This window comes from Aeromicrobium flavum, from assembly GCF_007992115.1.
Lineage (GTDB): Bacteria > Actinomycetota > Actinomycetes > Propionibacteriales > Nocardioidaceae > Aeromicrobium > Aeromicrobium flavum.
The window spans coordinates 1-22,180 of the sequence record NZ_BJZQ01000026.1 but is presented as its reverse complement, the minus strand read 5'-3'; the positions used below and the strand labels follow the sequence as shown (position 1 = coordinate 22,180).

Sequence of the window (22,180 nt, the reverse complement as noted above, 5' to 3'; positions counted from 1 at the left end):
GGCGCCGAATCTCGGCACCGACCCGCCGCGAGGGGACTGCGGAGCTGCGGAGCTCACCGCCGCGAGCGGCGGCCCCGGATCACCTGTCCGGCGAGGTCGGCGACGACGCCCCCGCCGAACACCGCGGCAGCGAGCGTCCAGGCGAATCCGTCCCGCTCGGTGAAGATCAGGACGAACGCCAGCAGCACGGCCGCGACCGTGACGTGGGCGAGGAGCCCCCCGTGGTTCAGCACGTGGTCACACCCGCCCCGCTCGATCACGTCGCGACCGGAGGACTCGCACGCCGATCTCCCACGCCACGGCGGCGATCACGAGCACGACGGCGACCGGGACGAAGTCGCTGACGTTCGAATCAGGCGACTCGGCTCCCTGGTTCAGACCCATCCAGTAGAGACCGAGGGCAAAGACCAACGCGACGGGAGTCCTCATCAGCACTTCTCCTTCTTCCACTTCCACAGTAGGCCCGACGGCAGCCGGAAATGCAGTTCCACACACTGGCCCTTCTTCGACGCCGCGAGGAACGTCTTGCGCAGCGACGGCAGCGCGGCCAGGACCGTGGCGGCGCACCCGATGGCGATCACCGGGTGCGGGATCTTCGCGCAGATGAACGCCGCGAGCGCCCGCGCGGAACTGTTCGCCTTCTTGATCTTCTTGGCGATCGACTTGGTCTCCTTCTTCGTGAACTTCACGCACAGCGACGTGTAGGCATCGCAAGCGAAGATCCTCGGGTCGGCGACGACCGGGTACGCGAAGTCGCCAGCGCGGTGGTCGACGACCTGCGTGATCCCGCCGTGGCGCAGCTCGTACCGCGTCGGCACGGATCGGCCTTCGGCGTCGATGGCCCACGGCGCCTCGATCTGCGCGGCGACCTCACCGTCGGCCCTCACCAGGTCGACTCCCCCATCCGGCGCGTGACGGGGAATCACGCCGCCGTGCACGCCGAACGCGTAGGCGGTGGGTGCCGCCTCGGATTCGACGCCGACCAGGACCTGGGCGCCGGTGACCGTCGGCGTGACCGCCAAGGTGGCTCCGCGTGACGCCTCGAGGTGGAGACGACCGCCGACGCGATCAACCCGGGTCTTCGCGGTCGGGAGGTCGAGCTCGATGAGGGCTCCTCCGACGGTCTCGATCGGCACCCGTCCGTGCCTCACCGCTCCCGTCGGGGACTGCGCGAGGGGCACGGCGGCGTCGACCAGGGCGATCTGGGCGAGTCGGTCGTGGAGGGTGACGTCCGGCGCCGCGGCCTGCGTCGGTGGCAGGGCGGAGAGTGTCAGGGCGGCCGTGGTGGCCAGGACCGCGAAGGCCCGAGTGACGATGTGCATGAATCCCCCGATTCGGTGATGGGCATAGCCCGTTGGGCTTGACTTTCCGCACACCGTATTGGGCCCTTCGCTGAAACGTCAAGCCGTCGTGCACACGCGCGGAGGCGCTAGGTGATGCGCTGCAGGACCCGGCTGCGGGACTGGCCGGGCGACGGGAACAGGGCGAGCCCGAGGCCGAGCAGCCCGCACGCGACGAGACCGTCCATGTACCAGTGGTTGGCCGTGACGGTGACGACCACGAGGGTGAGCCCGGCGTGCCAGATCGCCAGCCGCCGCACCAGACCCGAGGCGGTGCGCGCCACGACCACGGCGATCAACACGGCCCAGCCCACGTGCAGGCTCGGCATGGCGGCGTACTGGTTGGCCACCGCCCCGCTCGCCCCGTCGTACGCCGACGGCCCGTAGACGCTCATCGTGTCGACGAAGCCCCACTGGGCGAACATCCGCGGCGGCGCCAGCGGGTAGGCGATGTGGAGCAGGACGGCGATCGAGGTCATGAGGATGATCAGGTTCCGGGCCCACCGGTACTCGGCCCGCGGCCGCCGGAAGAAGCCCCAGAGCAGGAACGCCACCGTCACCGGGAAGTGCACGGCGACGTAGTAGACGTTCGCGAACTGCCACAGATCGACCGTCGGCACGAGCCCCTGGACCGCGGCCTCGCTGGGCAGGCGGAGGAACCGCTCGAGGCGGTGCACCGCCTCGGCGTTGGCCATGGCGGCCGCCTGCGAGTCGATCGTGACGAGCCGGCCCGTGCGGTACAGCAGGTAGACCAGGCTCAGCAGGACCAGCTCGAAGACGGCAGGCACCACCCAGACGCGCAGGCGCGTCAGCACGGCGGTTCCGCGCGAGGTGGGCATGGGCCCACCTTCTCAGACCTCCGCGGAGCCCGAAACCCTACGAAAAGAGGATCGGGCCCGACGAAGGTCGGTCGAGGATCAGAGAGTCGACTGGATCCCGGCCAGCAGCTGGCGCGCCATCACGATGCGCTGGACCTGGTTCGTGCCCTCGTAGATCTGGGTGATCTTGGCGTCGCGCATCATCCGCTCGACCGGGTAGTCGCGGGTGAAGCCGTAGCCGCCGAGCAGCTGGACGGCGTCGGTCGTGACCTGCATCGCGGTGTCCGAAGCGAAGGCCTTGGCCGCGGCGCCGAAGAACGTCAGGTCCTTGTCGCCACGCTCGGAGCGACCGGCGGCCGCGTACGTGAGCTGGCGGGCGGCCTCGATCTTCATGCCCATGTCGGCGATCATGAACTGCAGGCCCTGGAAGTCCGAGATGGCCTTGCCGAACTGCTTGCGCTCCTGCACGTAGCCGAGTGCGTAGTCGAGCGCGCCCTGGGCGACCCCGACCGCCTGCGCGGCGATCGTGACGCGGGTGTGGTCGAGCGTCTTCATCGCGATCGAGAAGCCCTCGCCGACCTCGCCGATGATGCGGTCGCCGGGGATGCGCACGTGGTCGAAGTAGACCTCGCGGGTGGGCGAGCCCTTGATGCCGAGCTTCTTCTCGGGCGCACCGAACGAGACGCCCTCGTCGGACTTCTCGACGACGAACGCCGTGATGCCCTTCGTGCGCAGCGCGGGGTCGGTCTGCGTCAGGACGGTGTAGTACTCCGACTCGCCGGCGTTGGTGATCCAGCGCTTCGTGCCGTTGATGACCCAGTCGTCGCCGTCGCGCTTGGCGGTGGTCTTCTGGTTGGCGGCGTCGGAGCCGGCGTCGGGCTCGGACAGGCAGTAGCTGAAGCCGCCCTCACCGCGGGCGAGCTTGCCGAGGTACTTGGCCTTGATCTCCTCGTTGCCGCCGATCTGGACGGGCAGGGAGCCGAGCTTGTTGACGGCGGGGATCAGCGAGCTGGAGACGCAGACCCGGGCGACCTCCTCGATGACCAGGACCGTGGCCAGCGCATCGGCACCGGCGCCGCCGTACTGCTCGGGCACGTGCGGAGCGTGGAAGTCGGCGGCGATGAGGGCCGCGTTGGCCTCGCTCGGGAAGCGCGGCTGCTCGTCGACGTCCGCGGCATGGGGCGCGATCTTCGCCTCGGCGACGGCGCGCACCGCCTCGCGGATCGCCTGATGCTCCTCGGACAACGCGAAGAAATCGGACACGCTCAACTCCCGGAATCGAAAACTCAGAACGCCGGAATCCTACGCCCGGACCGCGCGGCGCCCCCGACCGGTGGGGTTACTGTTCGGTCATGACGGAGATCCTGGACGAGGCCGAACTGCGCGAGATTCTGGGTCAGCCGCTGCAGCGCGCCCTCGACAAGGACCGCGACCGGCTGACCTCCCAGCACGTCGCCTGGCTGCGGCACTCGCCGTTCTGCCTGCTGGCCACGTCGGCCGCCGACGGGACCTGCGACGTGTCCCCGAAGGGCGATCCCGCCGGCTCGCTCGTCCACGTCGTCGACGACACGCGCCTGGCGCTGGCCGAGCGCCCCGGCAACCGGCGCGCCGACGGCTACGTGAACCTCCTGCAGAACCCGCACGTCGGGCTGGTCTTCCTCATCCCCGGCCGCGGCGACACGCTGCGCGTCAACGGGCGAGCCCGCCTGCTGCGCACCGACGACGGCGGGCCCGACTACGTCGACGCGCTGCTCGTGAAGGGCCACCGGCCGGTGCTGGTGTGCGAGGTCGAGGTCGAGCAGGTCTTCTTCCACTGCGCGAAGGCGTTCCTGCGGTCCGAGCTGTGGGACCCGTCCACGTGGCAGCCCGACGCCGTCCCCTCGCGGGCCCGGATCGCGCACGAGATGGAGCGCCCGGAGGACTCGGTGGAGGAGCTCGAGGCGTACTACGGCGAGCAGTACCGCGCCGGCCTGTACTGAGTCATCGGTCGCGCAGCGCCTGGACGATGGCCGCGCCGAGCTCCTTCGGCCTGGTGAACTGCGGCCAGTGACCCGTGGGCAGGTCGACCAGCTCGAGGTCCTTGATCCGCGCGAGCTCGCCCACCCACGGCTCTCCCGCGGCCATGGCGTCGCGCAGCACCTGCGACGGGAACTCGCAGGCGATGACCGTCGCCGGCACGTCGAACCGGCGCTCGTGCGTGAGGCGGATGCCGTCGACGGCGACCCCCTTCGGCTGCGGGATCGCCCGCGCCTCGAACTCCGCCCTCAGCGCGTCGTCGAGGTCGATGAGGTCGGCCTCCTCGAAGGCGTCCCACGGCGGCAGTGGGATCTCGCCGCCGTCGTCGGGCAGGCCGTCGTTGATCGGCTCGCCCTCGCCGGGCGGCCCCGAGTCGACGTAGACGGCGCGGGCGATCCGGTCGGGCCGGGCGTCGGCCACGCCGTGGATGACCGCACCTCCCCCGGAGTGCCCGACGAGCACCACCGGCTCGTCGAACCGGTCGACGACCTGCGCGACGAAGTCGACGTGATCCTGCAGTCCGATGCCCGCCCGCGGTGCGTCCCGCGACTCCAGCCCGGGGAGGGTCAACGGATGCACGCGGTGCCCGGCCTCGACGAGGGCCGGCGTCACCCCGCTCCAGGACGAGGCGTCGAGCCAGAACCCGGGAACGAGAATGACATCCATGGTCCGACGCTACGACGCGACGACGCGACGGGCGAGTTGCCCATCCCTCAGTGCCCGCGCACCGCCGCACCCTTGGCTCGCGCGGCGTCGGCCAGGGCGGCCTGGAAGTCGACCATGGCGGCGGTGAGCGCGGGGTCGCCGGCGGCGAGGATGCGGACGGCGAGCAGGCCGGCGTTGCGGGCGTTGCCGATCGCGACGGTCGCCACGGGCACGCCGGCGGGCATCTGCACGATCGACAGCAGCGAGTCCATCCCGTCGAGGTACTTCAACGGCACGGGCACGCCGATGACGGGCAGCGGGGTCACGGCCGCGAGCATGCCGGGCAGGTGGGCCGCACCGCCAGCTCCGGCGATGATCACCTCGAGCCCGCGCTCGTGCGCGGTGCGCCCGTAGTCGAGCATCTCGTCGGGCATCCGGTGCGCCGAGACGACGTCGGCCTCGTACTCGATGCCGAACTCGGCCACGGCCGTGGCGGCGGCCTCCATCGTCGGCCAGTCCGAGTCGGACCCCATCACGATGCCCACGCGTGCCGTCATGGCTGTTCTCCGTCCGTCAGCAGTGCCGCGCTGTGCCGGGCCCGGCGCAGCACGTCCTCGAGGTCCTCGCCCACGGCCGTCACGTGGCCCACCTTGCGGCCGGGCTTGACCGCCTTGCCGTACAGGTGCACCTTCACGTCCGGCTGGGCCGCGAGCGCGACCTCGCGCTGGGCCGCCAGCTCGGTCACGGCGCCACCGAGGATGTTGACCATGACGGTCCACGGCTGGCGCGGCGTCGTGGATCCGAGCGGCAGTCCGGTGACGGCGCGCAGGTGGTTCTCGAACTGGCTCGTGACCGCTCCGTCGATCGACCAGTGCCCGGTGTTGTGCGGGCGCATCGCCAGCTCGTTGACCAGCACCTGGTCGTCCTCGGTCTCGAACAGCTCGACCGCGAGCATGCCCACGACGTCGAGCTCCTCGGCCACGGTGCGCGCGATCCGGCGCGCCCTGGCCTCGAGGGCCGGGTCGAGGTTGGGCGCCGGGGCGACGACCTCGAAGCAGACCCCGTCGACCTGGCGCGACTCGACCACCGGGTAGTCGACGATCTCGCCCGTGGCGCTGCGGGCCACCTGGGCCGACAACTCGCGCCGGAAGGGCACCAGCTCCTCGACGAGCAGGGCCGACTCCGCGCGGAACGGCTCGTCGAGGTCGGCGAGGCTCTCGGCCTTCCACACGCCCTTGCCGTCGTAGCCGCCGCGCGCGGTCTTGACGATCGCGGGGAACCCGAACGCCTCGACGTCGACCGGCTCGTGCACCTCGGCCCAGCGGGGGCACGGGACACCGAGCTCGGTCAGCCGGCGTCGCATGACGAGCTTGTCCTGGGCGTGGATCAGGGCATCGGGGCCGGGCCGGCAGACATGGCCCTCCTGCGCCAGCGTCCGCAGGTGCTCGGGCGGGACGTGCTCATGGTCGAAGGTCACCACCGGGGCGTCGTCGACGGCGCGACGCAGGTCGTCGAGGTCGGTGTGCGTGCCCACGTGGTGGTCGCCGATGACCTGCGCCGCCGAGACGTCGGGACCCTCGGCCAGCAGGCACAGCCGCAGGCCGAGCGCGATCGCGGGCTGCTGCATCATCCGGGCGAGCTGGCCACCGCCGATGACGGCGACGTCGTGCCGGGGAGCTTCGTGCGTCACGGCGCCAGCCTAGGGCGAGAGGGCGCCGGACCGTGGCCGAGGTGGGTCAGCGCGACCGGAACGTCAGGCGCTCGGTGACCGTGATCGGCGACAGGTGGCCGAATCCCTTGATCGGCCGCGGCGGCAACGCGCGCGTCTCGAACGCGTCGCCGAGGGCGTCGGCGGTGGCCTGGTCGACCAGCACGCGGTTGGCCCGGGCGACCTGCGAGAGCCGCGCCGCGAGGTTGACGGGCGGCCCGAACACGTCGCCGAGTCGACTGAGGACCGAGCCGGTCGCGAGCCCGACGCGCACGTCGGGCAGCTTCGGCCGGGCACCGATCGTGTTGATGATGTCCACCGAGATGCGCGTGGCCTGCTCGGGGTCGGGGTGCACGAAGAGCATCGCGTCGCCGAGGGTCTTGATGACGCGGGCGCCGGCGGCGGTGATGAGGTCGCCGCAGCGCGTCTCGAACTCCTCGACCACCGAGGCGAGCGAGGCGTCGTCCAGCCGGTTGGACAGCGCCGTGAACCGCGTCATGTCGGCGAACCCGACGGTCATGTCGGTCGAGAGCAGGGTCTGGTCGTTCTCGCCCAGGGCCGTGAGCCGGGCCGCGGCGGCGGCGAGGTGCCGGCGCCAGACGTGCACCATGAGGCGCTCGAAGCCCGGCACCGAGGACTGCGCCAGCTCCAGGGCGGCGTGGGCCCTGCTGTCGGACTTGCCGCGCTCGATGTCGGCCTCGAGCTGGTCGACGAGGATCGTGACCTCCCAGTCGGCCAGGCGCGACATCGTCTGGCCCAGTGCCCGGGTCAGGCGGAAGACGGTCTCCTCGTCGAGGATCTCGTGCTCCATCGTGTTCGCCACGATCGCCACGGCCGTGACGTCGGCGTCGCCGAACGCCTTCTCCTCGCCGGGGTCGGGGAACCCAAGGTTGCGCCACAGCCGCGCGGCCTGCTCGGGCGTGAGTCCGCCGCGCTCGGCGGTCTCGGCGTTCGTGTACTGCAGCTGCTCGGCCAGGATGATGTCGACCAGCTGCTGGTCGTCAGGACTGCTCATCACGCCTCGCCTCCGGAGCGTGGGAGTCGAGCACGCGGCGCGAGATCTTCCGGTGGAAGTCCTCGATCCGCGGGATGTCGTGCAGGTGGAGGCCCTCCTGCTGGCTCGCGTCGTGGATGATCAGCGTGCCGCAGCGCAGCATCCGGTCGACCACGCCCTTCTCGTATGCCACGTCGTTGATCCGGGCCAGCGGGATGATCCGGCCGCTGCGGGTCAGGATCCCCTTCTGCTCGATCAGCCGGCGGTTGGTCAGCGTGTACGTCCAGGTCAGCCAGCGCAGGAACGGCAGCAGCGTGCCCCACACGAACAGGACCGCCAGGACGACGAGCCCGACCAGTCGCGGGGTGCCGCCACCGGAGTCGCCGACCGCGCCGGCGAAGTACCCGCCGACGAGCATGATCGCCAGGCCGACGAGGAACGGCACGAGCAGCACCTTCAGGTGGGTGCGGGTCTCGGCCTCGACGGTCTCGTCGTCGAGCAGCAGCTTCTCGGACAGCATGGGGCCATGATCCCACGGCCGGGCGCCGGCGCGGGTCAGACCGGGCGCAGGTGGGTCACGTCGCCCGCCGACCAGGCCTCGCCGTCCACGACGAGGCGTCCCGAGGCGTCGATGCCGGTCGCCTCGCCCACCACGTCGCTGCCGTCGGCCCGCTGGATCCGCACCTGTCGGCCGATCGTCGAACACGCGGCCGCGTAGTCGTCGGCGAGCTCGTCCACGCGGGACGGGTCGCGCCACTGCTCGAGTCGCTCCCGCAGCCGGCGCAGCAGCACGAGCAGCAGCTCGGTGCGATCGGCCGTTGAGGCGCCCTCGAGCGACAGCGAGGTGGCGGTCTCGACCGGCAACTCGTCGGCGGTCAGCCCGACGTTGAGCCCGACCCCGATGATCGCCGCGGGACCGTCCGGGGTCTCGACGCGCTCGACGAGGATCCCCGAGAGCTTGCGGCGGTCGTCGACGAGCACGTCGTTGGGCCACTTGAGGGCGGCCTCGACGCCGACTTCGCGCGCCGTGTCGACGACGGCCAGGCCGGTCACGAGCGGCAGCCAGGGCCACCGCGCGGGCGGCACCTCGACGGGACGCACCAGCACCGAGACGGCGATGCCGGACAGCGGCGGCATCGTGAACGTCCGGTCGAGCCGCCCCCGCCCGGCTGCCTGGTGGTCGGTGGTGTGGACGGTCCACTCGGGCGCACCCTCGCGGGCGGCCGCCGCGAGGTCGGCGTTGGTGCTGGCCGTCTCCTCGGTGACGTGGACGTGGAAGCCGTCCGCCGCCGCCCGCAGGCGGTCGGCGTCGAGCGGGGCGCGGTGGGAAGGCTGCACGGCTCCACCCTAGGCGCCGACCCGGTCGGTCCGGCGCGCTCTACTGCGGCCCGAGCACGCCCTCGACGAGGCCGGCCGCGGCCGGCGCGGCATCGGGGTCCTTGAGCTCCACGAAGATGACGTGGGTCGCGGTCTCGCCGATGTTCTTCGCGTGGTGCTGCTGGGCCGGCAGCCACAGGACGGTCCCCGCGTCGAGCTCGACCTCCATCTCGAGGTCTCCCGACATGAGCCGTCGCTTGAACGAGCTCAGCGTGTACATGACGCTGTCGGGGTGCTCGTGCGGCGTCGTCTCGTCGCCGGGCGCGTCCGTGTACTCGAGCACCCGGACCTTCTCGTTCTCCAGGATCACGCGGTAGTGGTCGGAGTTCGTGACCGTCGGGTCCAGGCTCATCCTTCGAGCATGGCACCGTCGGCGCCGCGGGAACAGGGGCACGGAGCCTGCCTTCCTGCAGGACCGGAAACCGCTCCGGTTAGGGTGTTCGCCATGACCGACGCCCTGCCTGACGTCCCGTTGGAGGAGCACCCCGAGCTCCACACCACTGCCGGAAAGCTGGCCGAGTACGAGCGGCGCCACCACGAGGCGACCGTCGAGGTGGCCGACCGCGCTGCGGAGAAGCAGCACGCGCGTGATCGCAAGAGCGCCCGCGAGCGGATCGAGCTGCTCCTCGACGAGGGCTCGTTCGTCGAGCTCGACGCCCTGGCCCGCCACCGCGCCACCGCCTTCGGCCTCGACAAGAACCGCCCGCTGGGCGACGGCGTGATCACCGGCTACGGCACGATCGACGGCCGTCAGGTGTGCGTCTTCAGCCAGGACTTCAGCATCTTCGGCGGCAGCCTCGGCGAGGTCTACGGCGAGAAGATCACCAAGGTCATGGACTTGGCGATCAAGTCCGGCTGCCCCATCATCGGCATCAACGAGGGCGCCGGCGCCCGCATCCAGGAGGGCGTCGTCTCGCTCGGCCTGTACGGCGAGATCTTCCGCCGCAACGTGCACGCCTCGGGCGTCATCCCGCAGATCAGCCTGATCATGGGCAACTGCGCCGGCGGCCACGTGTACTCCCCCGCCGTCACCGACTTCACCGTCATGGTCGACGGCACGTCGGGCATGTTCATCACCGGACCGGACATCATCAAGACGGTCACCGGCGAGGACGTCACGATGGAGGAGCTGGGCGGCGGCCGCACCCACAACACCAAGAGCGGCAACTCGCACTACCTCGCCGCCGACGAGGACGACGCGCTCGAGTACGTCAAGGCGCTCATCTCGTACCTGCCGCAGAACAACATGCAGGAGCCGGAGGCGTTCCCCGAGGACGTCGACCTCGAGCCCACCGACCTCGACGTCGCGCTCGACACGCTCATCCCCGACTCGGCCAACCAGCCGTACGACATCCGCACCGTCATCGAGACGATCCTCGACGACCAGGAGTTCCTCGAGGTCCAGGCGCTGTTCGCCCCGAACATCGTCATCGGCTTCGGTCGCGTCGAGGGCAAGAGCGTGGGCGTCGTCGCCAACCAGCCGATGCAGTTCGCCGGCTGCCTCGACATCGACGCGTCCGAGAAGGCCGCGCGCTTCGTGCGCACCTGCGACGCCTTCAACATCCCCGTCCTGACGTTCGTCGACGTGCCCGGCTTCCTGCCCGGCACCGACCAGGAGTGGAACGGCATCATCCGCCGCGGCGCCAAGCTGATCTACGCGTACGCCGAGGCCACCGTCCCGCTCGTCACGATCATCACCCGCAAGGCGTACGGCGGCGCGTACGACGTCATGGGCTCCAAGCACCTCGGCGCCGACATCAACCTGTCGTGGCCGACCGGCCAGATCGCCGTCGTCGGCGCGTCGGGCGCGGTCAACATCCTCTACCGCCGCGACCTCGCGGCCGCCGAGGATCCCGAGACGCTGCGCGCCGAGCTGATGACCGAGTACGAGGACACGCTCTGCAACCCGTACGTGGCCGCCGAGCGCGGCTACATCGACGGCGTCATCAAGCCCAGCCAGACCCGCGCCGAGGTCGTCAAGGCGCTGCGCCTGCTGGCGACCAAGCGCGAGACGCTGCCGCCTAAGAAGCACGGGAACATCCCGCTGTGAGCGACGCGACCGAGGCCGTCGAGGCGCTCGCGCAGCCGCCGCTGCTGCGGGTCGTCAAGGGCGACCCGACCCCCGAGGAGCTCGCAGCGCTGGTGGCCGTGGTCGCCGCCCGCAACGCCGCGGCCGCCGCGGCCTCGGCCGACCAGCCGATGCCGCGCAGCCAGTGGGGCCACCCGGTGCGCCAGCACCGTCCCGCGCACCGCTTCGGTCCCGGCCAGTGGCGCGCCTCCGCCTGGTGACGCACCCCGCCTGACCCCGCCCCTCCCCGCGAGTGGCGCAGAATCGCCCGCCGCTCGCCGAGCGGCGGGCGGTTCTGCGCCACTCGGCACCCCCCCCCTGCTGCGCCACTCGACGCTCCCGGTCGCGCGCCGGTTGTGGAACGATCGCTGCATGACCCTGCGCCACGAGCCCGACGTCTCCCACGCCGACTGGTTCGTGCGTGCGGAGGCCGACTGGTGGCCCCTCGCCACCCAGGGCCCGCCGGGCTTCGAGGCGTACGCCACCGTGTGGTTCGACGACGGCGAGTCCGAGCACTACCGCGGCGACGACCTGATCATGGCGACCGTGGTCAACCTGGCGGCCCAGCACACGCGCACCCCCGACGACGTCTTCTTCGGCCTCTGGGACGGCTGGGGCGAGCTGATCGACGCCGGCCGCGTCTACGCGACCGTGCGCGGCAACTGGTTGCGCGACCTGTGGTTCCGTCCCACGCCGCCGCGGGTGGCGGCCGCGTTCGACGAGCACGTCACCGAGGGTCCCCAGGTCGACCTGCGGGGCGACCGGAGGTACTTCCTCTTCCGTGGCGCCGCCGCCGACGTGGGTCGCTGGGGAGCTGCCGACTTCGCCCCCGACGTCGAGCGCACCCTTCCGCCCGCGTCGATCACGTGGCCCGCCGACCGCGCGTGGTTCGTCGCCGCCGACGTCGACCCGGCCTGGCTGTGCGTGGGCGGCTCGCAACGGCTCATCGACGCCGTCCTCGGCCATCCCGACCTGGACGCCGAGCCGGCGACGTACGGCGAGATCCCCGCACTCGAGCTGGAGGACCGATGAGATTCGTCCTGGCCTCGGCCTCCCCCGCGCGCCTCTCGACGCTGCAGCGCGCCGGCATCGACCCCGAGGTCGTCGTCTCCGGCGTCGACGAGGACGCGGTCGTCGCGGACACGCCCGCCGAGCTCTCGACCGAGCTGGCGACGCTGAAGTGCCGTGCCGTCGCGAGCGACCATCGCGACGCCCTCGTCCTGGGGTGCGACTCGGTGCTGGAGTTCGACGGACAGATCCTGGGCAAGCCGCACGACCCCGACGTCGCCCGCCGGCGCTGGTACGCCATGCGCGGCAACGTCGGCGTCCTGCACACCGGCCACTGCCTGCGGCTCGGTGCCGACGAGGTCGTCCGTCACGCCGCCACCCGCGTGCACTTCGCGCACGTCTCGGACGAGGAGATCGACGCGTACGTCGCCAGCGGCGAGCCGTTGCAGGTGGCCGGCGCGTTCACGATCGACGGCCTCGGCGCCGCCTTCGTCACCCGCATCGACGGCGACCACCACAACGTGGTCGGCGTCAGCGTCCCCGTCGTCCGCGAGATGGTGCACGACCTCGGGCAGACCTGGACCGCCCTCTGGCGCTGAGGCAGCGCTGGCAGTGACGTTTCGGGGGTCCCACACGGCGTGTCGACCCCCAGAACGTCACTGCCAGCGCCTCAGTTCTTGGCGGGCGCCCCGGCCTGGGGGACGACGACGGAGGTGCCGCCGCTGCCGGGCCAGCACGAGAAGCCGATGGGCACGTTCTGCCCGGCCTTCACCATCTCCTCGAGGGCGTCGAGGCACTTGGACACGAGGACGTTCGGGTCGCGCGACACCGAGCCGGCCAGGTTCTTGTTGGCCTGCGCCTGCGCCTTGGCCGTGGCCTCGCGCTGCTCGGCGATCCGCGTGTTGGCGACCTCGGCCTGGTAGGCGTTGATCTTCTCCTGCGTCTGCTGGTCGAAGCGGATGATCGGCAGGATCACGCTCAGCACCTCGACGTCCTCGCCGACGCGCTTGGACAGCGCCTCGTGCACCTGCTGCGAGTAGGCGTTCAGGTCGACGCCCGCCGACGTGGTGGCCCCGTCCGACCCGATCCCGGCCTTGACCGAGACGAGCGGGTCGTAGTCGCCCAGGACCTCGTTGAGGGCCGCCTTCAGCTCGCGCGTGACGAGGGAGTCGCGGATGTTCTCCATCTGGCGGTAGTCCTGGTAGAGCTCCTTGCCGGCGTCGAGCCGGATGCGCCAGCGGATCGTCGCGTCGACGCCCGAGGTGGAGCCGTTGCCGATGCGGATGTCGATCGCGCGGTCGGCCCCGGTGAAGTTGTCGGTCTGGATCGTTCCGTCGAGCTTGTTGACCTTCTGCCACGGCGCCTTGACGTGCAGGCCGTTCGACCACACGTCGATCGGGCGGCCGAACGAGGTGACGACGCCGATCTCGCGGGTGGGGACGATCGCGGTCATCGAGAGCACCGCGATCACCAGGGCGAGCAGGCCGAGCACGACCGCGCTGCCGGTCGCGGGACCGGACGGCTTGGACTGCGCGCGCAGGTGGCGCGCGGCGAGGATCGAGACGACGACACCGGCCACCAACGCGACCAGCAGGAACATGACGAACACCGGTGGAACCCCCGAGAAGACGACGACGTGGAAACCAGCACCCTAGCGGGACGCGAGCGCGGACTCGGGCACGGATCGTCTCGCGGATCGACGAAGGCGGTCGACGATGCGGGGAACCGTGGGACAATGGAACCAAGATGGCCACTTCACAGCGTCCGCGACGCCACCTCGCGAGCAGTCCCTTCCCGAAGAAGCCCGATGTCGCCGACGAGGTCTACGAGACGGGCGCGCGCGTCTCGCACGACTCGTTCGGCCTGGGTCGCGTCCTCAGCGTCCAGGGCAAGAACTCGGTCCAGGTCGACTTCGGCAACGGCTCGGTGCACGTACCGCTGCCGTGCCGTCACATGACCGCTCTCTGACGAGCCCCTACTCGACCGGGAGGCCGAGCGAGCGTGCGATGAGCATGCGCTGCACCTCGCTCGTGCCCTCGCCGATCTCGAGGATCTTCGCGTCCCGGTAGAACCGGGCCACGGGGTACTCCTCCATGAAGCCGTACCCGCCGAACACCTGCGTCGCGATGCGCGTCGCGGTGACGGCCGCCTCCGACGTGTAGAGCTTGGCCACCGACGCCGCCTGCTTGAACCGCTGACCGGTGATGCCCGCGTCCTTCATCGCCGCCGCCTGGTAGGTCAACGCCCGTGACGCGTCCGCCATGACCTTGAGGTCGGCGATCTGGAACGCGACGCCCTGCTTGCGGCCGATCGGCCCGCCGAACGTCTGCCGTTCGCCGGCGTACCGCAGGCACTCCTCGAGGCACGCCTCGATCAGGCCGAGCGCCAGCGCGGAGATCGCCACGCGCCCGTCGTCGAGCGTGGCCAGGAACTGCGCGTAGCCGCGGCCACGCTCGCCCAGCAGGTGGTCCGCCGGCACGCGCGCACCCGAGAACGACAGCGGGTGCGTGTCGCTGATGTGCCAGCCGAGCTTGTCGTAGCCCGCCTCGGCCACGAAGCCGGGCGTGCCCGAGGGCACGACGATCGCCGAGATCTCGGGGCGGCCGTCCTCGCGCGTGCCCGTGCGGGCGGTGACGGTGACGAGCGACGTGATCTCGCTGCCGGAGTTGGTGATGAACTGCTTGGCGCCGTCGACGACCCACTGGTCGCCGTCGAGCACGGCCTTCGTGGCGGTCGCGCCGGCGTCCGACCCGGCACCGGGCTCGGTGAGGCCGAAGCCGGCGAGCGCCTGGCCGGCCACGAGGTCGGGCAGCCAGCGCTCCTTCTGCTCCTGCGTGCCGAAGGTCTGGATCGGGTTGATGCCCAGCCCCACGCCGGCCTCGAGCGTGATGCCCATCGACTGGTCGACCCGGCCGAGCTCCTCGATGGCGAGGCACAGGCTGGTGAAGTCGGCACCGGAGCCGCCGAACTCCTCCGGCGCGGTCAGCCCGAAGAGACCGAGGTCGCCCATGGCTCGCACGACGTCGACCGGGAAGTGGTGGTCCTTGTCCCACTGGGCGACGTGGGGCGCGATCCGTTCGGCGGCGAACGACCGGACGACCTGACGGAAGTCCTCGTGCTCGCGAGACAGTTCGAAGTCCATGCCCCGAAGGTTAACAGGCATTAACCACGGTGTGGTCGAGCCCACGTCAGGGCCCGGAAAGCCCACGCTTTAGACTCGCGTCTGCCATCAGAACTCGAGGAGTATTCGTGAGCAAGCCCCTGCAGAAGGTCCTGGTCGCCAACCGCGGAGAGATCGCGGTACGGGTGATCCGTGCTGCGAAGGACGCCGGAATCGGGAGCGTGGCGGTCTACGCCGAGCCCGATCGCGACGCGGTGTTCGTCCGCCTGGCCGACGAGGCCTACTCGCTGGAGGGCTCGACCCCCGGCGACTCCTACCTGTCGATCGAGAAGATCATCGCGATCGCCCAGCGCAGTGGCGCCGACAGCGTGCACCCCGGCTACGGCTTCCTGGCCGAGAACGCCAGCTTCGCCCAGGCCGTCATCGACGCCGGGCTGATCTGGATCGGTCCCCCGCCGGCCGCGATCGAGAGCCTCGGCGACAAGGCCAAGGCCAAGCACATCGCGCTCACCGCCGGAGCGCCCCTGGCGCCGGGCCTCAAGGACCCGGTGGAGAGCGCCGACGAGGTCGTCGCCTTCGCGAAGGAGCACGGCCTGCCCGTCGCGATCAAGGCCGTCTTCGGCGGCGGCGGTCGTGGCCTCAAGGTCGCCAAGACGCTCGAGGAGATCCCCGAGGCCTACGAGTCGGCCGTCCGCGAGGCGGTCTCCGCCTTCGGCCGCGGCGAGTGCCTCGTCGAGAAGTTCCTCGACAAGCCGCGCCACGTCGAGACCCAGTGCCTCGCCGACAGCCACGGCAACGTCGTCGTCGTCTCCACGCGCGACTGCTCGCTGCAGCGCCGCCACCAGAAGCTCGTCGAGGAGGCGCCGGCCCCGTTCCTCAGCGAGGACCAGCTCGAGCGCCTCTACTCGTCGTCGAAGGCCATCCTCAAGGAGGCCGGCTACGTCGGCGCCGGAACCTGCGAGTTCCTCGTCGCCCGCGACGGCACCATCAGCTTCCTCGAGGTCAACACCCGCCTGCAGGTCGAGCACCCGGTCTCGGAGGAGGTCACCGGCCTCGACCTGGTCCGCGAGATGTTCCGCATCGCCGCCGGCGAGGAGCTCGGCTACGACGACCCCGAGATCATCGGCCACTCGATCGAGTTCCGCATCAACGCCGAGGACGGCGGTCGCGGCTTCCTGCCCGCGCCCGGCACCCTCACCAAGTGGGCTCCCCCTTCGGGCCCCGGCGTGCGCCTGGACGCCGGCTACGAGGAGGGCGAGACCATCCCCGGTGCATTCGACTCGCTCGTCGCCAAGCTGATCGTCACCGGTCGCACGCGCGAGCAGGCCATCGAGCGCTCGCGCCGCGCGCTCGACGAGTTCGTCGTCGAGGGCATGCCCACCGTCATCCCGTTCCACCGCGACGTGCTGGACGACGTGGCGTACAACGCGTCCGAGGGCTCGTTCGACGTCTACACGACGTGGATCGAGACCGACTACGACAACCAGCTCGAGCCGTACTCCGGTCCGACCGCGGACGACGACGAGTCGGCCGAGCGCGAGCGCGTCACCGTCGAGGTCGGCGGCAAGCGCGTCGAGGTCGTCCTGCCCGGCGGCCTGGGCGCCAGCGCGGCCGCGGCCGGCGGCACGAAGAAGGCCAAGCGCAAGGCCGGCAAGGCGGCCGGGGCGGCCGTCAGCGGCGACTCGCTGACCTCGCCCATGCAGGGCACCGTCGTCAAGCTCGCGGTCGAGGAGGGCCAGGAGGTCGCCGAGGGCGAGCTGATCGTCGTCATCGAGGCGATGAAGATGGAGCAGCCGATCAACGCGCACAAGGCGGGCACCGTCACGGGCCTGGCCGCCGTCATCGGCGAGACCGTCGGCGCCGGCGCCGTGATCTGCGACCTCAAGGACGCCTGAGCCCCACAGCACGACACACGACGACGCCCCGGCCGATGGCCGGGGCGTCGTTCGGTGTGGCGGCTCGAGCGCGATCAGGAGGCGCGGCGCCCGCCCTGGCGCACCTCGGCGCGCCGGTCGGGCGAGAGGCCCGGCGTCGCGGCCGGGGCGTGGTGGTCGACCTCGCCGAAGGCCACACCGGCCGCCCACACCATCAGCGTGACGACGACCCACGTGCCCCAGCCGTCGATGGCGAAGCCGGCGTCGGGCACGATCGCGTCGGTCAGCAGTAGCGCCACGGCCGTCAGCGCGAGGCCGCCGGTGATCGTGGACACGCGCAGCCACCGGTCGCTCGTCAGCTTCAGCGCGAGGGTGCGCAGCACGACGCTCAGCACGGTGAACAGCACCACGGCCGCAACCCACCAGGCGGGCGTCAGCGTGAACCCGGCCAGGAGCCACGCGGCGACGCCGAGCGACAGGGCGTTGGCCAGGGCGGCCGTGACGATCGTGATCCAGAGGCGGGGGCTCAGCATGGGTCGATCATCCCATTGCCGAACCTCAGAAGCCGAACCAGTCCGACTTCAGCCCGAAGGCCCAGCGCGCGTCGACACCGGTGATGGTCCGGCTGCCCTTCGACCCCTTGAGGGTCATCGACACCACGCGGCCACCCTGGTCGCCCAGGCCGTTGCGCTTGGTGATCGAGATCGACTTGAGCGTGCCGACGGCGTACTTCCTCTGGATCGCCGCGGTCGTGACCGTCTGGGTCCAGGCGTGGTTCTTGTTGCCGCTCCAGCCGTCCCACGGGTCGCTCACCGGCTTGAGGTACGGCGTCGAGCCCTGGTTGGTGTGGCCGCCCGACGAGCTCGAGAACTGCGTCAGGGCCGGCGCGCCCTGATAGGTCAGGATCTTGCCCTTGGTGCCGTTGATCGCGTCGTTGGTCCGCTGGGTCTCATCGGCGTAGCCGCCGTAGACCTGGCACGAGACCGTGTCGCAGATGTCGTAGTGCTTCGACGAGCCCAGGTAGCGCGCGCCGAACGTGCGGGCGGCGACGGACTGGGCCTTGAGCGCCTCCATGCTCCAGCTGGCGGGCATCTCACGCGCGACGACGCCGCGGAGGTAGTCCTCGAGGCTGAGGACGTTCACGGTGTCGCGCGAGGTGGCCGTGGGCCGGGTCGAGCGCAGGGCTCCCCGGTAGGCCCGCGTGCTTCCACTGGGCATGACCAGGCTGATCGTCGGAGGGCCCTCGAACTGGGCGTCGCCGGCGAACGTCGAGTAGGTGTACCAGCTGGAGCCGGACTGGTAGGACAGGGAGTTCTTCTTCTTGTCCGACTTCGCCAGGTCGATGGACCAGGTGGCCACCTTCCGCTTCGACACCGACGACGGCAGGGTGATGACGGCCCCGTTGGAGAGCGTGCGGAACTTCAGCCCCGACCGCGGTTTCACGGACACCGAGTTCGTCGTGTCGGCCGAGATCTGCACGCGGATCGACGCGGACTTCGAGCTGAGCTTCGTGCCCGGGTAGTACTTCCTCAAGATGGCGTCGTACTTCTGGCCGGCGCGGGCGCCGCCCTCGGCGCCGTACTGGCTCATGCCGATGCCGTGGCCGTAGCCGTGACCCTTGAAGGTGACCTTGCCGGCGGAGGGGGTGACGACGTTCTTCGCCGAGGCGGGCTTCGGCGCGGGCTTGGGGGCGGGCTTCGGCGCGACGGCCTTGGGGGTGGCCTTCAGCGTCCGCCCGACCACGTGGGGGGCGCGCGAGTAGGCACTGACCCGCTCCTTCGTGGTGGGGTACGCCACCGACACGCGGACGCGGTACTGCGTGTCCTTCTTGAGCTTGCGCACCGTGATGCCGTGGACGGACGCCACGTAGTAGCGATTGCGCGGCTTCTTGCCGAGCTCGGTGACCTGCACCTTGTAGCCGGGGGCGCCGGCGGAGCGGTTCCACAGGAACCGCAGACCGGTCTTGGTGCGCACGGTCACCCGCACGCCGGTGGGGGCCACGAAGGCCTTCGTCCGCGCGGTCGCGAACGGCTTCGACGTGTACGCGCTCACGCGCTTCTTGGTGGACGGCTGGTAGACCGAGACCCGGAAGGCGTAGGTCCGCCTCGCGTGGAGCCCGGAGATCGTGGCGCGGTTCGACGTCACGTTGACGTACTTCGCGCCGGCGGAGCTGCCGGTGGGCGAGGCCATGACCCGGTACCCGGAGGCACCCTTCACCTTGTTCCAGGTGATGGAGGCCGAGGTCGTGGAGGCGGTGACCTTGACCCCCGTGGGCGGGCTCAGGGTCACCGGCTTCGGGGCCGGGGCGGCCGACGGCGCACCGGCGGCCGACGTGGCCTTCGAGACGTAGGCGCCGACGCGGTCGCGCAGGCCGCCGACGGCGCCGAGCCAGGCGTAGCCGTACTTGCCGGGGCAGGCGGTCGACTTGACGTCGCGGTGGCCGTGGATGACCTGGTAGGTCTTGCCGCCGGCGGAGAAGGTGCCCTTGGCCTTGGCGCCGAAGAACTTCACCCGCCAGCCGACGAGCTTCACGACGGCCGTCTTCAGGGCGGCGCTGGGCTGGACGTAGTCGAAGTGACCCATCATCGAGATGCCGGTGGCGTACTGGTTCACGGCCTCGACGCCGGAGTGCGCCCCGCGCACCTGCTTGGTGATGCCGCCCTTGCGACCCTCGAAGATCTGGCCGAAGCGGTCGACCAGGAAGCTGTAGCCGATGTCGCACCAGCCGCGGCCCTTGACGTGGTACGTCTGGTAGCTGCGCACGAGGCCCGCCGACTCGGCCTTCGTGTAGGTGTTGGAGCCGGCGGTGTGGTGGATCGTGACGCCGAGCGCCTTCGGGCGGGTGACGGGGGCGCTGCAGCTCGTGCCGGCGCCGGCCTTCCACTGCGCGCGGGTGATGATCGACGGCATCGGGACGACCTTGGGCGTGCCGTCGGCAGCGATCTCCTCGGTCATGCCCTCGTCGGGCTCGCCCTCGGAGGTGTTGAAGACCGCGGGGCTGACGGGCGTGACGACCTCGGGCTTGCCCGGGTCGATGGTCGTGACCTTGATGCCGGTGGGGGTGCCGGACCCGGCCTTCACCTCGACGGCGATGCCGTCGGCGGCGGCCTCGGTCCACAGCGGTGCCGTCCCCGGGCGCCCGCCCTCGTTGCTGTCCTCGATGCTGAGCGCCTGCCAGTCGCTCCACGTACCGTTCGTGCGCACCTGCACGCGCACGGAGACGTCGGTGGCGCCCGAACCGGCGTCCCAGGTGACGCCGGCCATGCGGAACGGGTCGACCGCCGTGCGCTTCGAGGCGGCGTCGTCACCCTCCTGCGGGGCGGTCCTGACGGGAGTCTGCTCGACCTCGACCTCGCGCGAGACCGGTGCCGTCGTCGTGGCCTCGGCGGTCGCCGCGGGAGCCGCGCTCGTGGCCGGGCGCGACACCACGATGTCGGTCCCCGCCGCCTGCGCGGGCGCAGGGATCAGCAAGGAGGCGCCGGTGACGGCGATCGTGGTCAGACCGATGCTGCAGCGGGTCAGCCAGGAATGCATATGGGGGAAGTCCATTCTGTGGCGGATACATCTGTTGCTCATGTTGCAGGAGGAGCACACGCATCAGAACACACATCGGGAACCCGTTCCAGCACTTTGGGTCTGACCTGCGAAACCACACGCGTGTGATTACACGCGTGACGACACGAAACTCAAGCAGAGGTTCAGACTTGGCGGTGGAGCCGCCGAGCGACCTCGCTGACGGTACCGGACATCGACGGGTAGACGCTGAAGGCGTCGGCGACGTGGTCGACCGTCAGCGACGCCGAGACCGCGACGGAGATCGTGTGGATCAGCTCGCTGGCGCGCGGGCCGACCACCACTCCCCCGATGAGCGTGCCGATGCCCTGGCGGGCGTACAGCTTGACGAATCCGTCGTGCACGCCCTGCATCTTGGCGCGCGGGTTCGCGGTGATCTGCAACATCGCCGTGTCGACCAGGAGGCCCTGCTCGTCGATCTGCCGCTGGCCGATACCGACCGCCGCGATCTCGGGCGAGGTGAAGATGTTGCTCGAGACCTTGCGCAGGTCGAGCGGGTGCACGGCGTCGCCGAGCAGGTGCGCCATCGCGATGCGTCCCTGCTGCGCCGCCACGGAGGCCAGCATGAAGACACCGGTGCAGTCGCCCGCGGCGTAGACGCCCGGGATGTTCGTGCGCGACACCTTGTCGACGGTGATGAAGCCGCCGTCGTCGGTGTCGATGCCGACCTCCTCGAGGCCGAGGTCGCCGGTGTTGGGGATCGAGCCCAGGGCCAGCAGGCAGTGCGACCCCGTCACCGTGCTGCCGTCGGTGAGCGTGACGACCACCTGGTCGCCCTCACGACGCGTCGACGCCATGCGCGACTTCCCCAGGACGTTCATGCCCCGGCGGGTGAAGACGTCCTCGATCAGGTTGGCCGCGTCCGGATCCTCGCCGGGCAGCACGCGGTCGCGGCTCGACACGAGCGTGACCTCGGCGCCCAGTCCGTTGTAGGCGCTCGCGAACTCCGCGCCGGTGACACCGGACCCGACGACGATCATGTGCTCGGGCAGCTCGCGCAGGGCGTACACCTGCTCCCACGTGAGGATCCGCTCGCCGTCGGGCTGGGCGTCCGCGCTGACGCGCGGGTGCGCACCGGTGGCGATGAGGATGCCGTCGGCGGCCAGGCGGACCTCGCCGTCGGGCGTCGAGGCCACGACGAGGCGCGGGTCGGCGATGCGGGCGGTGCCGCGCAGCACGGTGACGCCCGCGGACACGACGCGCTCGGCGATGTCGTCGGACTGCACCTGCGCCAGCCGCAGCACGCGGTCGTTGACCGAGGCGAGGTCGGCGCGTGGCGCCTTGGGGACCTCGACCCCGAGCTCGGCCGAGCGGCTGACCTCGTGCAGCAGGTCGGACGTGGCGATCAGGGTCTTGCTGGGGACGCAGTCGGTCAGGACGGTGGACCCGCCCATCCCGTCGCGCTCGACCAGCGTGACCTCGGCGCCCAGCCGTCGGGCGACCAGCGCCGCCTCGTATCCGCCGGGTCCGCCACCGATGATCACGACATGGGTCATGAGTCGATTGTCGCCCATCGCGGGTGCGGCGCTCGCGAGGGCGGTTCACCTGCCCGGCGCTCGGAGGGCCGAACATCGCCGAGTGGCGCACACCGGGATCGCCGAGTGGCGCAAGAATGCCCGCCACTCGGCGAGTGGCGGG

Annotated in this window: 24 protein-coding genes; 7 read left to right on the top strand and 17 right to left on the bottom strand. The window is 70.9% G+C overall.

Going from position 1 to position 22,180, the window contains the following annotated elements; genetic code table 11:
- Nucleotides 1-53 precede the first annotated feature (53 nt).
- The 5 genes from AFL01nite_RS15080 to AFL01nite_RS15060 all read right to left on the bottom strand — a co-directional run bounded on the left by AFL01nite_RS15080 (nucleotide 54) and on the right by AFL01nite_RS15060 (nucleotide 3,421).
- Complete coding sequence (locus AFL01nite_RS15080; protein WP_222593559.1) at nucleotides 54-260, bottom strand: hypothetical protein; 207 nt, start codon at nucleotides 258-260, stop codon at nucleotides 54-56.
- The gene (locus tag AFL01nite_RS15075; protein ID WP_146828837.1) at nucleotides 238-429 is read right to left on the bottom strand and encodes a hypothetical protein; all 192 of its coding nucleotides are present in this window, start codon (nucleotides 427-429) and stop codon (nucleotides 238-240) included. Before AFL01nite_RS15075 ends, AFL01nite_RS15080 begins: the two co-directional genes overlap by 23 nt.
- The gene (locus AFL01nite_RS15070; RefSeq protein WP_146828835.1) at nucleotides 429-1,322 is read right to left on the bottom strand and encodes a hypothetical protein; all 894 of its coding nucleotides are present in this window, start codon (nucleotides 1,320-1,322) and stop codon (nucleotides 429-431) included. The genes AFL01nite_RS15075 and AFL01nite_RS15070 overlap by 1 nt, the downstream gene beginning before the upstream one ends.
- Nucleotides 1,323-1,429: 107 nt before the next feature.
- Nucleotides 1,430-2,179, bottom strand: a complete 750-nt coding sequence (locus tag AFL01nite_RS15065; protein ID WP_146828833.1) for a phosphatase PAP2 family protein — start codon at nucleotides 2,177-2,179, stop codon at nucleotides 1,430-1,432.
- A gap of 78 nt (nucleotides 2,180-2,257) precedes the next feature.
- On the bottom strand, nucleotides 2,258-3,421 hold the full coding sequence (locus AFL01nite_RS15060) for an acyl-CoA dehydrogenase family protein (protein WP_186813980.1): 1,164 nt from the start codon (nucleotides 3,419-3,421) through the stop codon (nucleotides 2,258-2,260).
- Nucleotides 3,422-3,510: 89 nt separating this feature from the next.
- On the opposite strand from AFL01nite_RS15060, the gene AFL01nite_RS15055 reads away from it, so the two are divergent.
- A complete protein-coding gene (locus tag AFL01nite_RS15055; RefSeq protein WP_146828823.1) occupies nucleotides 3,511-4,137 on the top strand; it encodes a pyridoxamine 5'-phosphate oxidase family protein in 627 nt (208 codons plus the stop codon).
- A gap of 1 nt (nucleotide 4,138) precedes the next feature.
- On the opposite strand, the gene AFL01nite_RS15050 is transcribed toward AFL01nite_RS15055, so the two are convergent.
- The 7 genes from AFL01nite_RS15050 to AFL01nite_RS15020 are packed head-to-tail and all read right to left on the bottom strand — an operon-like array spanning nucleotide 4,139 to nucleotide 9,250.
- On the bottom strand, nucleotides 4,139-4,840 hold the full coding sequence (locus AFL01nite_RS15050; protein WP_146828821.1) for an alpha/beta fold hydrolase: 702 nt from the start codon (nucleotides 4,838-4,840) through the stop codon (nucleotides 4,139-4,141).
- Between the two features lie 47 nt (nucleotides 4,841-4,887).
- Nucleotides 4,888-5,376, bottom strand: a complete 489-nt coding sequence (gene purE / locus AFL01nite_RS15045) for a 5-(carboxyamino)imidazole ribonucleotide mutase (RefSeq protein WP_146828819.1) — start codon at nucleotides 5,374-5,376, stop codon at nucleotides 4,888-4,890.
- Nucleotides 5,373-6,509, bottom strand: coding sequence for a 5-(carboxyamino)imidazole ribonucleotide synthase (locus AFL01nite_RS15040; RefSeq protein WP_281285748.1), 1,137 nt, complete (start codon nucleotides 6,507-6,509; stop codon nucleotides 5,373-5,375). The genes purE and AFL01nite_RS15040 overlap by 4 nt, the downstream gene beginning before the upstream one ends.
- Before the next feature lie 46 nt (nucleotides 6,510-6,555).
- Nucleotides 6,556-7,542 carry an adenylate/guanylate cyclase domain-containing protein gene (locus tag AFL01nite_RS15035; protein ID WP_146828817.1) on the bottom strand — a complete coding sequence of 329 codons (987 nt, stop codon included), beginning with the start codon at nucleotides 7,540-7,542 and terminating at the stop codon, nucleotides 6,556-6,558.
- Nucleotides 7,529-8,041: a PH domain-containing protein gene (locus AFL01nite_RS15030; protein WP_146828815.1), complete on the bottom strand. Its 513-nt coding sequence runs from the start codon at nucleotides 8,039-8,041 to the stop codon at nucleotides 7,529-7,531. The genes AFL01nite_RS15035 and AFL01nite_RS15030 overlap by 14 nt, the downstream gene beginning before the upstream one ends.
- Nucleotides 8,042-8,076: 35 nt before the next feature.
- Nucleotides 8,077-8,859 (bottom strand): biotin--[acetyl-CoA-carboxylase] ligase, encoded by a 783-nt coding sequence (locus AFL01nite_RS15025; protein ID WP_146828813.1) that lies wholly within the window; start codon nucleotides 8,857-8,859, stop codon nucleotides 8,077-8,079.
- Between the two features lie 40 nt (nucleotides 8,860-8,899).
- Nucleotides 8,900-9,250: a cupin domain-containing protein gene (locus AFL01nite_RS15020; RefSeq protein WP_146828811.1), complete on the bottom strand. Its 351-nt coding sequence runs from the start codon at nucleotides 9,248-9,250 to the stop codon at nucleotides 8,900-8,902.
- Nucleotides 9,251-9,343: 93 nt separating this feature from the next.
- Between AFL01nite_RS15020 and AFL01nite_RS15015 the strand changes: the two genes are divergently transcribed.
- The 4 genes from AFL01nite_RS15015 (at nucleotide 9,344) to AFL01nite_RS15000 (ending at nucleotide 12,573) form a co-directional block, all read left to right on the top strand.
- On the top strand, nucleotides 9,344-10,948 hold the full coding sequence (locus AFL01nite_RS15015) for an acyl-CoA carboxylase subunit beta (protein WP_146828809.1): 1,605 nt from the start codon (nucleotides 9,344-9,346) through the stop codon (nucleotides 10,946-10,948).
- Nucleotides 10,945-11,187, top strand: a complete 243-nt coding sequence (locus AFL01nite_RS15010) for an acyl-CoA carboxylase subunit epsilon (RefSeq protein WP_222593558.1) — start codon at nucleotides 10,945-10,947, stop codon at nucleotides 11,185-11,187. Before AFL01nite_RS15015 ends, AFL01nite_RS15010 begins: the two co-directional genes overlap by 4 nt.
- Before the next feature lie 151 nt (nucleotides 11,188-11,338).
- A complete protein-coding gene (locus AFL01nite_RS15510) occupies nucleotides 11,339-11,998 on the top strand; it encodes a hypothetical protein (RefSeq protein WP_222593557.1) in 660 nt (219 codons plus the stop codon).
- Nucleotides 11,995-12,573: a Maf family protein gene (locus tag AFL01nite_RS15000; protein WP_146828807.1), complete on the top strand. Its 579-nt coding sequence runs from the start codon at nucleotides 11,995-11,997 to the stop codon at nucleotides 12,571-12,573. The genes AFL01nite_RS15510 and AFL01nite_RS15000 overlap by 4 nt, the downstream gene beginning before the upstream one ends.
- Before the next feature lie 71 nt (nucleotides 12,574-12,644).
- On the opposite strand, the gene AFL01nite_RS14995 is transcribed toward AFL01nite_RS15000, so the two are convergent.
- Nucleotides 12,645-13,574: an SPFH domain-containing protein gene (locus AFL01nite_RS14995; protein ID WP_246119744.1), complete on the bottom strand. Its 930-nt coding sequence runs from the start codon at nucleotides 13,572-13,574 to the stop codon at nucleotides 12,645-12,647.
- Between the two features lie 146 nt (nucleotides 13,575-13,720).
- On the opposite strand from AFL01nite_RS14995, the gene AFL01nite_RS14990 reads away from it, so the two are divergent.
- The gene (locus AFL01nite_RS14990; RefSeq protein ID WP_146828804.1) at nucleotides 13,721-13,942 is read left to right on the top strand and encodes a hypothetical protein; all 222 of its coding nucleotides are present in this window, start codon (nucleotides 13,721-13,723) and stop codon (nucleotides 13,940-13,942) included.
- 7 nt (nucleotides 13,943-13,949) lie between these two features.
- Here the strand turns inward: AFL01nite_RS14990 and AFL01nite_RS14985 are convergent, their stop codons facing one another.
- A complete protein-coding gene (locus AFL01nite_RS14985; RefSeq protein WP_146828802.1) occupies nucleotides 13,950-15,116 on the bottom strand; it encodes an acyl-CoA dehydrogenase family protein in 1,167 nt (388 codons plus the stop codon).
- A 107-nt stretch (nucleotides 15,117-15,223) separates the two neighbouring features.
- Here AFL01nite_RS14985 and AFL01nite_RS14980 point away from each other — a divergent pair, with 107 nt between their 5' ends.
- Nucleotides 15,224-16,990, top strand: a complete 1,767-nt coding sequence (locus AFL01nite_RS14980) for an acetyl/propionyl/methylcrotonyl-CoA carboxylase subunit alpha (protein WP_222593556.1) — start codon at nucleotides 15,224-15,226, stop codon at nucleotides 16,988-16,990.
- Nucleotides 16,991-17,064: 74 nt separating this feature from the next.
- On the opposite strand, the gene AFL01nite_RS14975 is transcribed toward AFL01nite_RS14980, so the two are convergent.
- From AFL01nite_RS14975 to AFL01nite_RS14965, 3 genes are all read right to left on the bottom strand, one after another.
- Nucleotides 17,065-17,502 (bottom strand): phage holin family protein, encoded by a 438-nt coding sequence (locus tag AFL01nite_RS14975; RefSeq protein WP_146828800.1) that lies wholly within the window; start codon nucleotides 17,500-17,502, stop codon nucleotides 17,065-17,067.
- Nucleotides 17,503-17,527: 25 nt separating this feature from the next.
- Nucleotides 17,528-20,503, bottom strand: a complete 2,976-nt coding sequence (locus AFL01nite_RS14970; protein WP_146828798.1) for a SpoIID/LytB domain-containing protein — start codon at nucleotides 20,501-20,503, stop codon at nucleotides 17,528-17,530.
- 164 nt (nucleotides 20,504-20,667) lie between these two features.
- Complete coding sequence (locus tag AFL01nite_RS14965) at nucleotides 20,668-22,038, bottom strand: NAD(P)H-quinone dehydrogenase (protein ID WP_146828796.1); 1,371 nt, start codon at nucleotides 22,036-22,038, stop codon at nucleotides 20,668-20,670.
- Nucleotides 22,039-22,180: the final 142 nt, after the last annotated feature.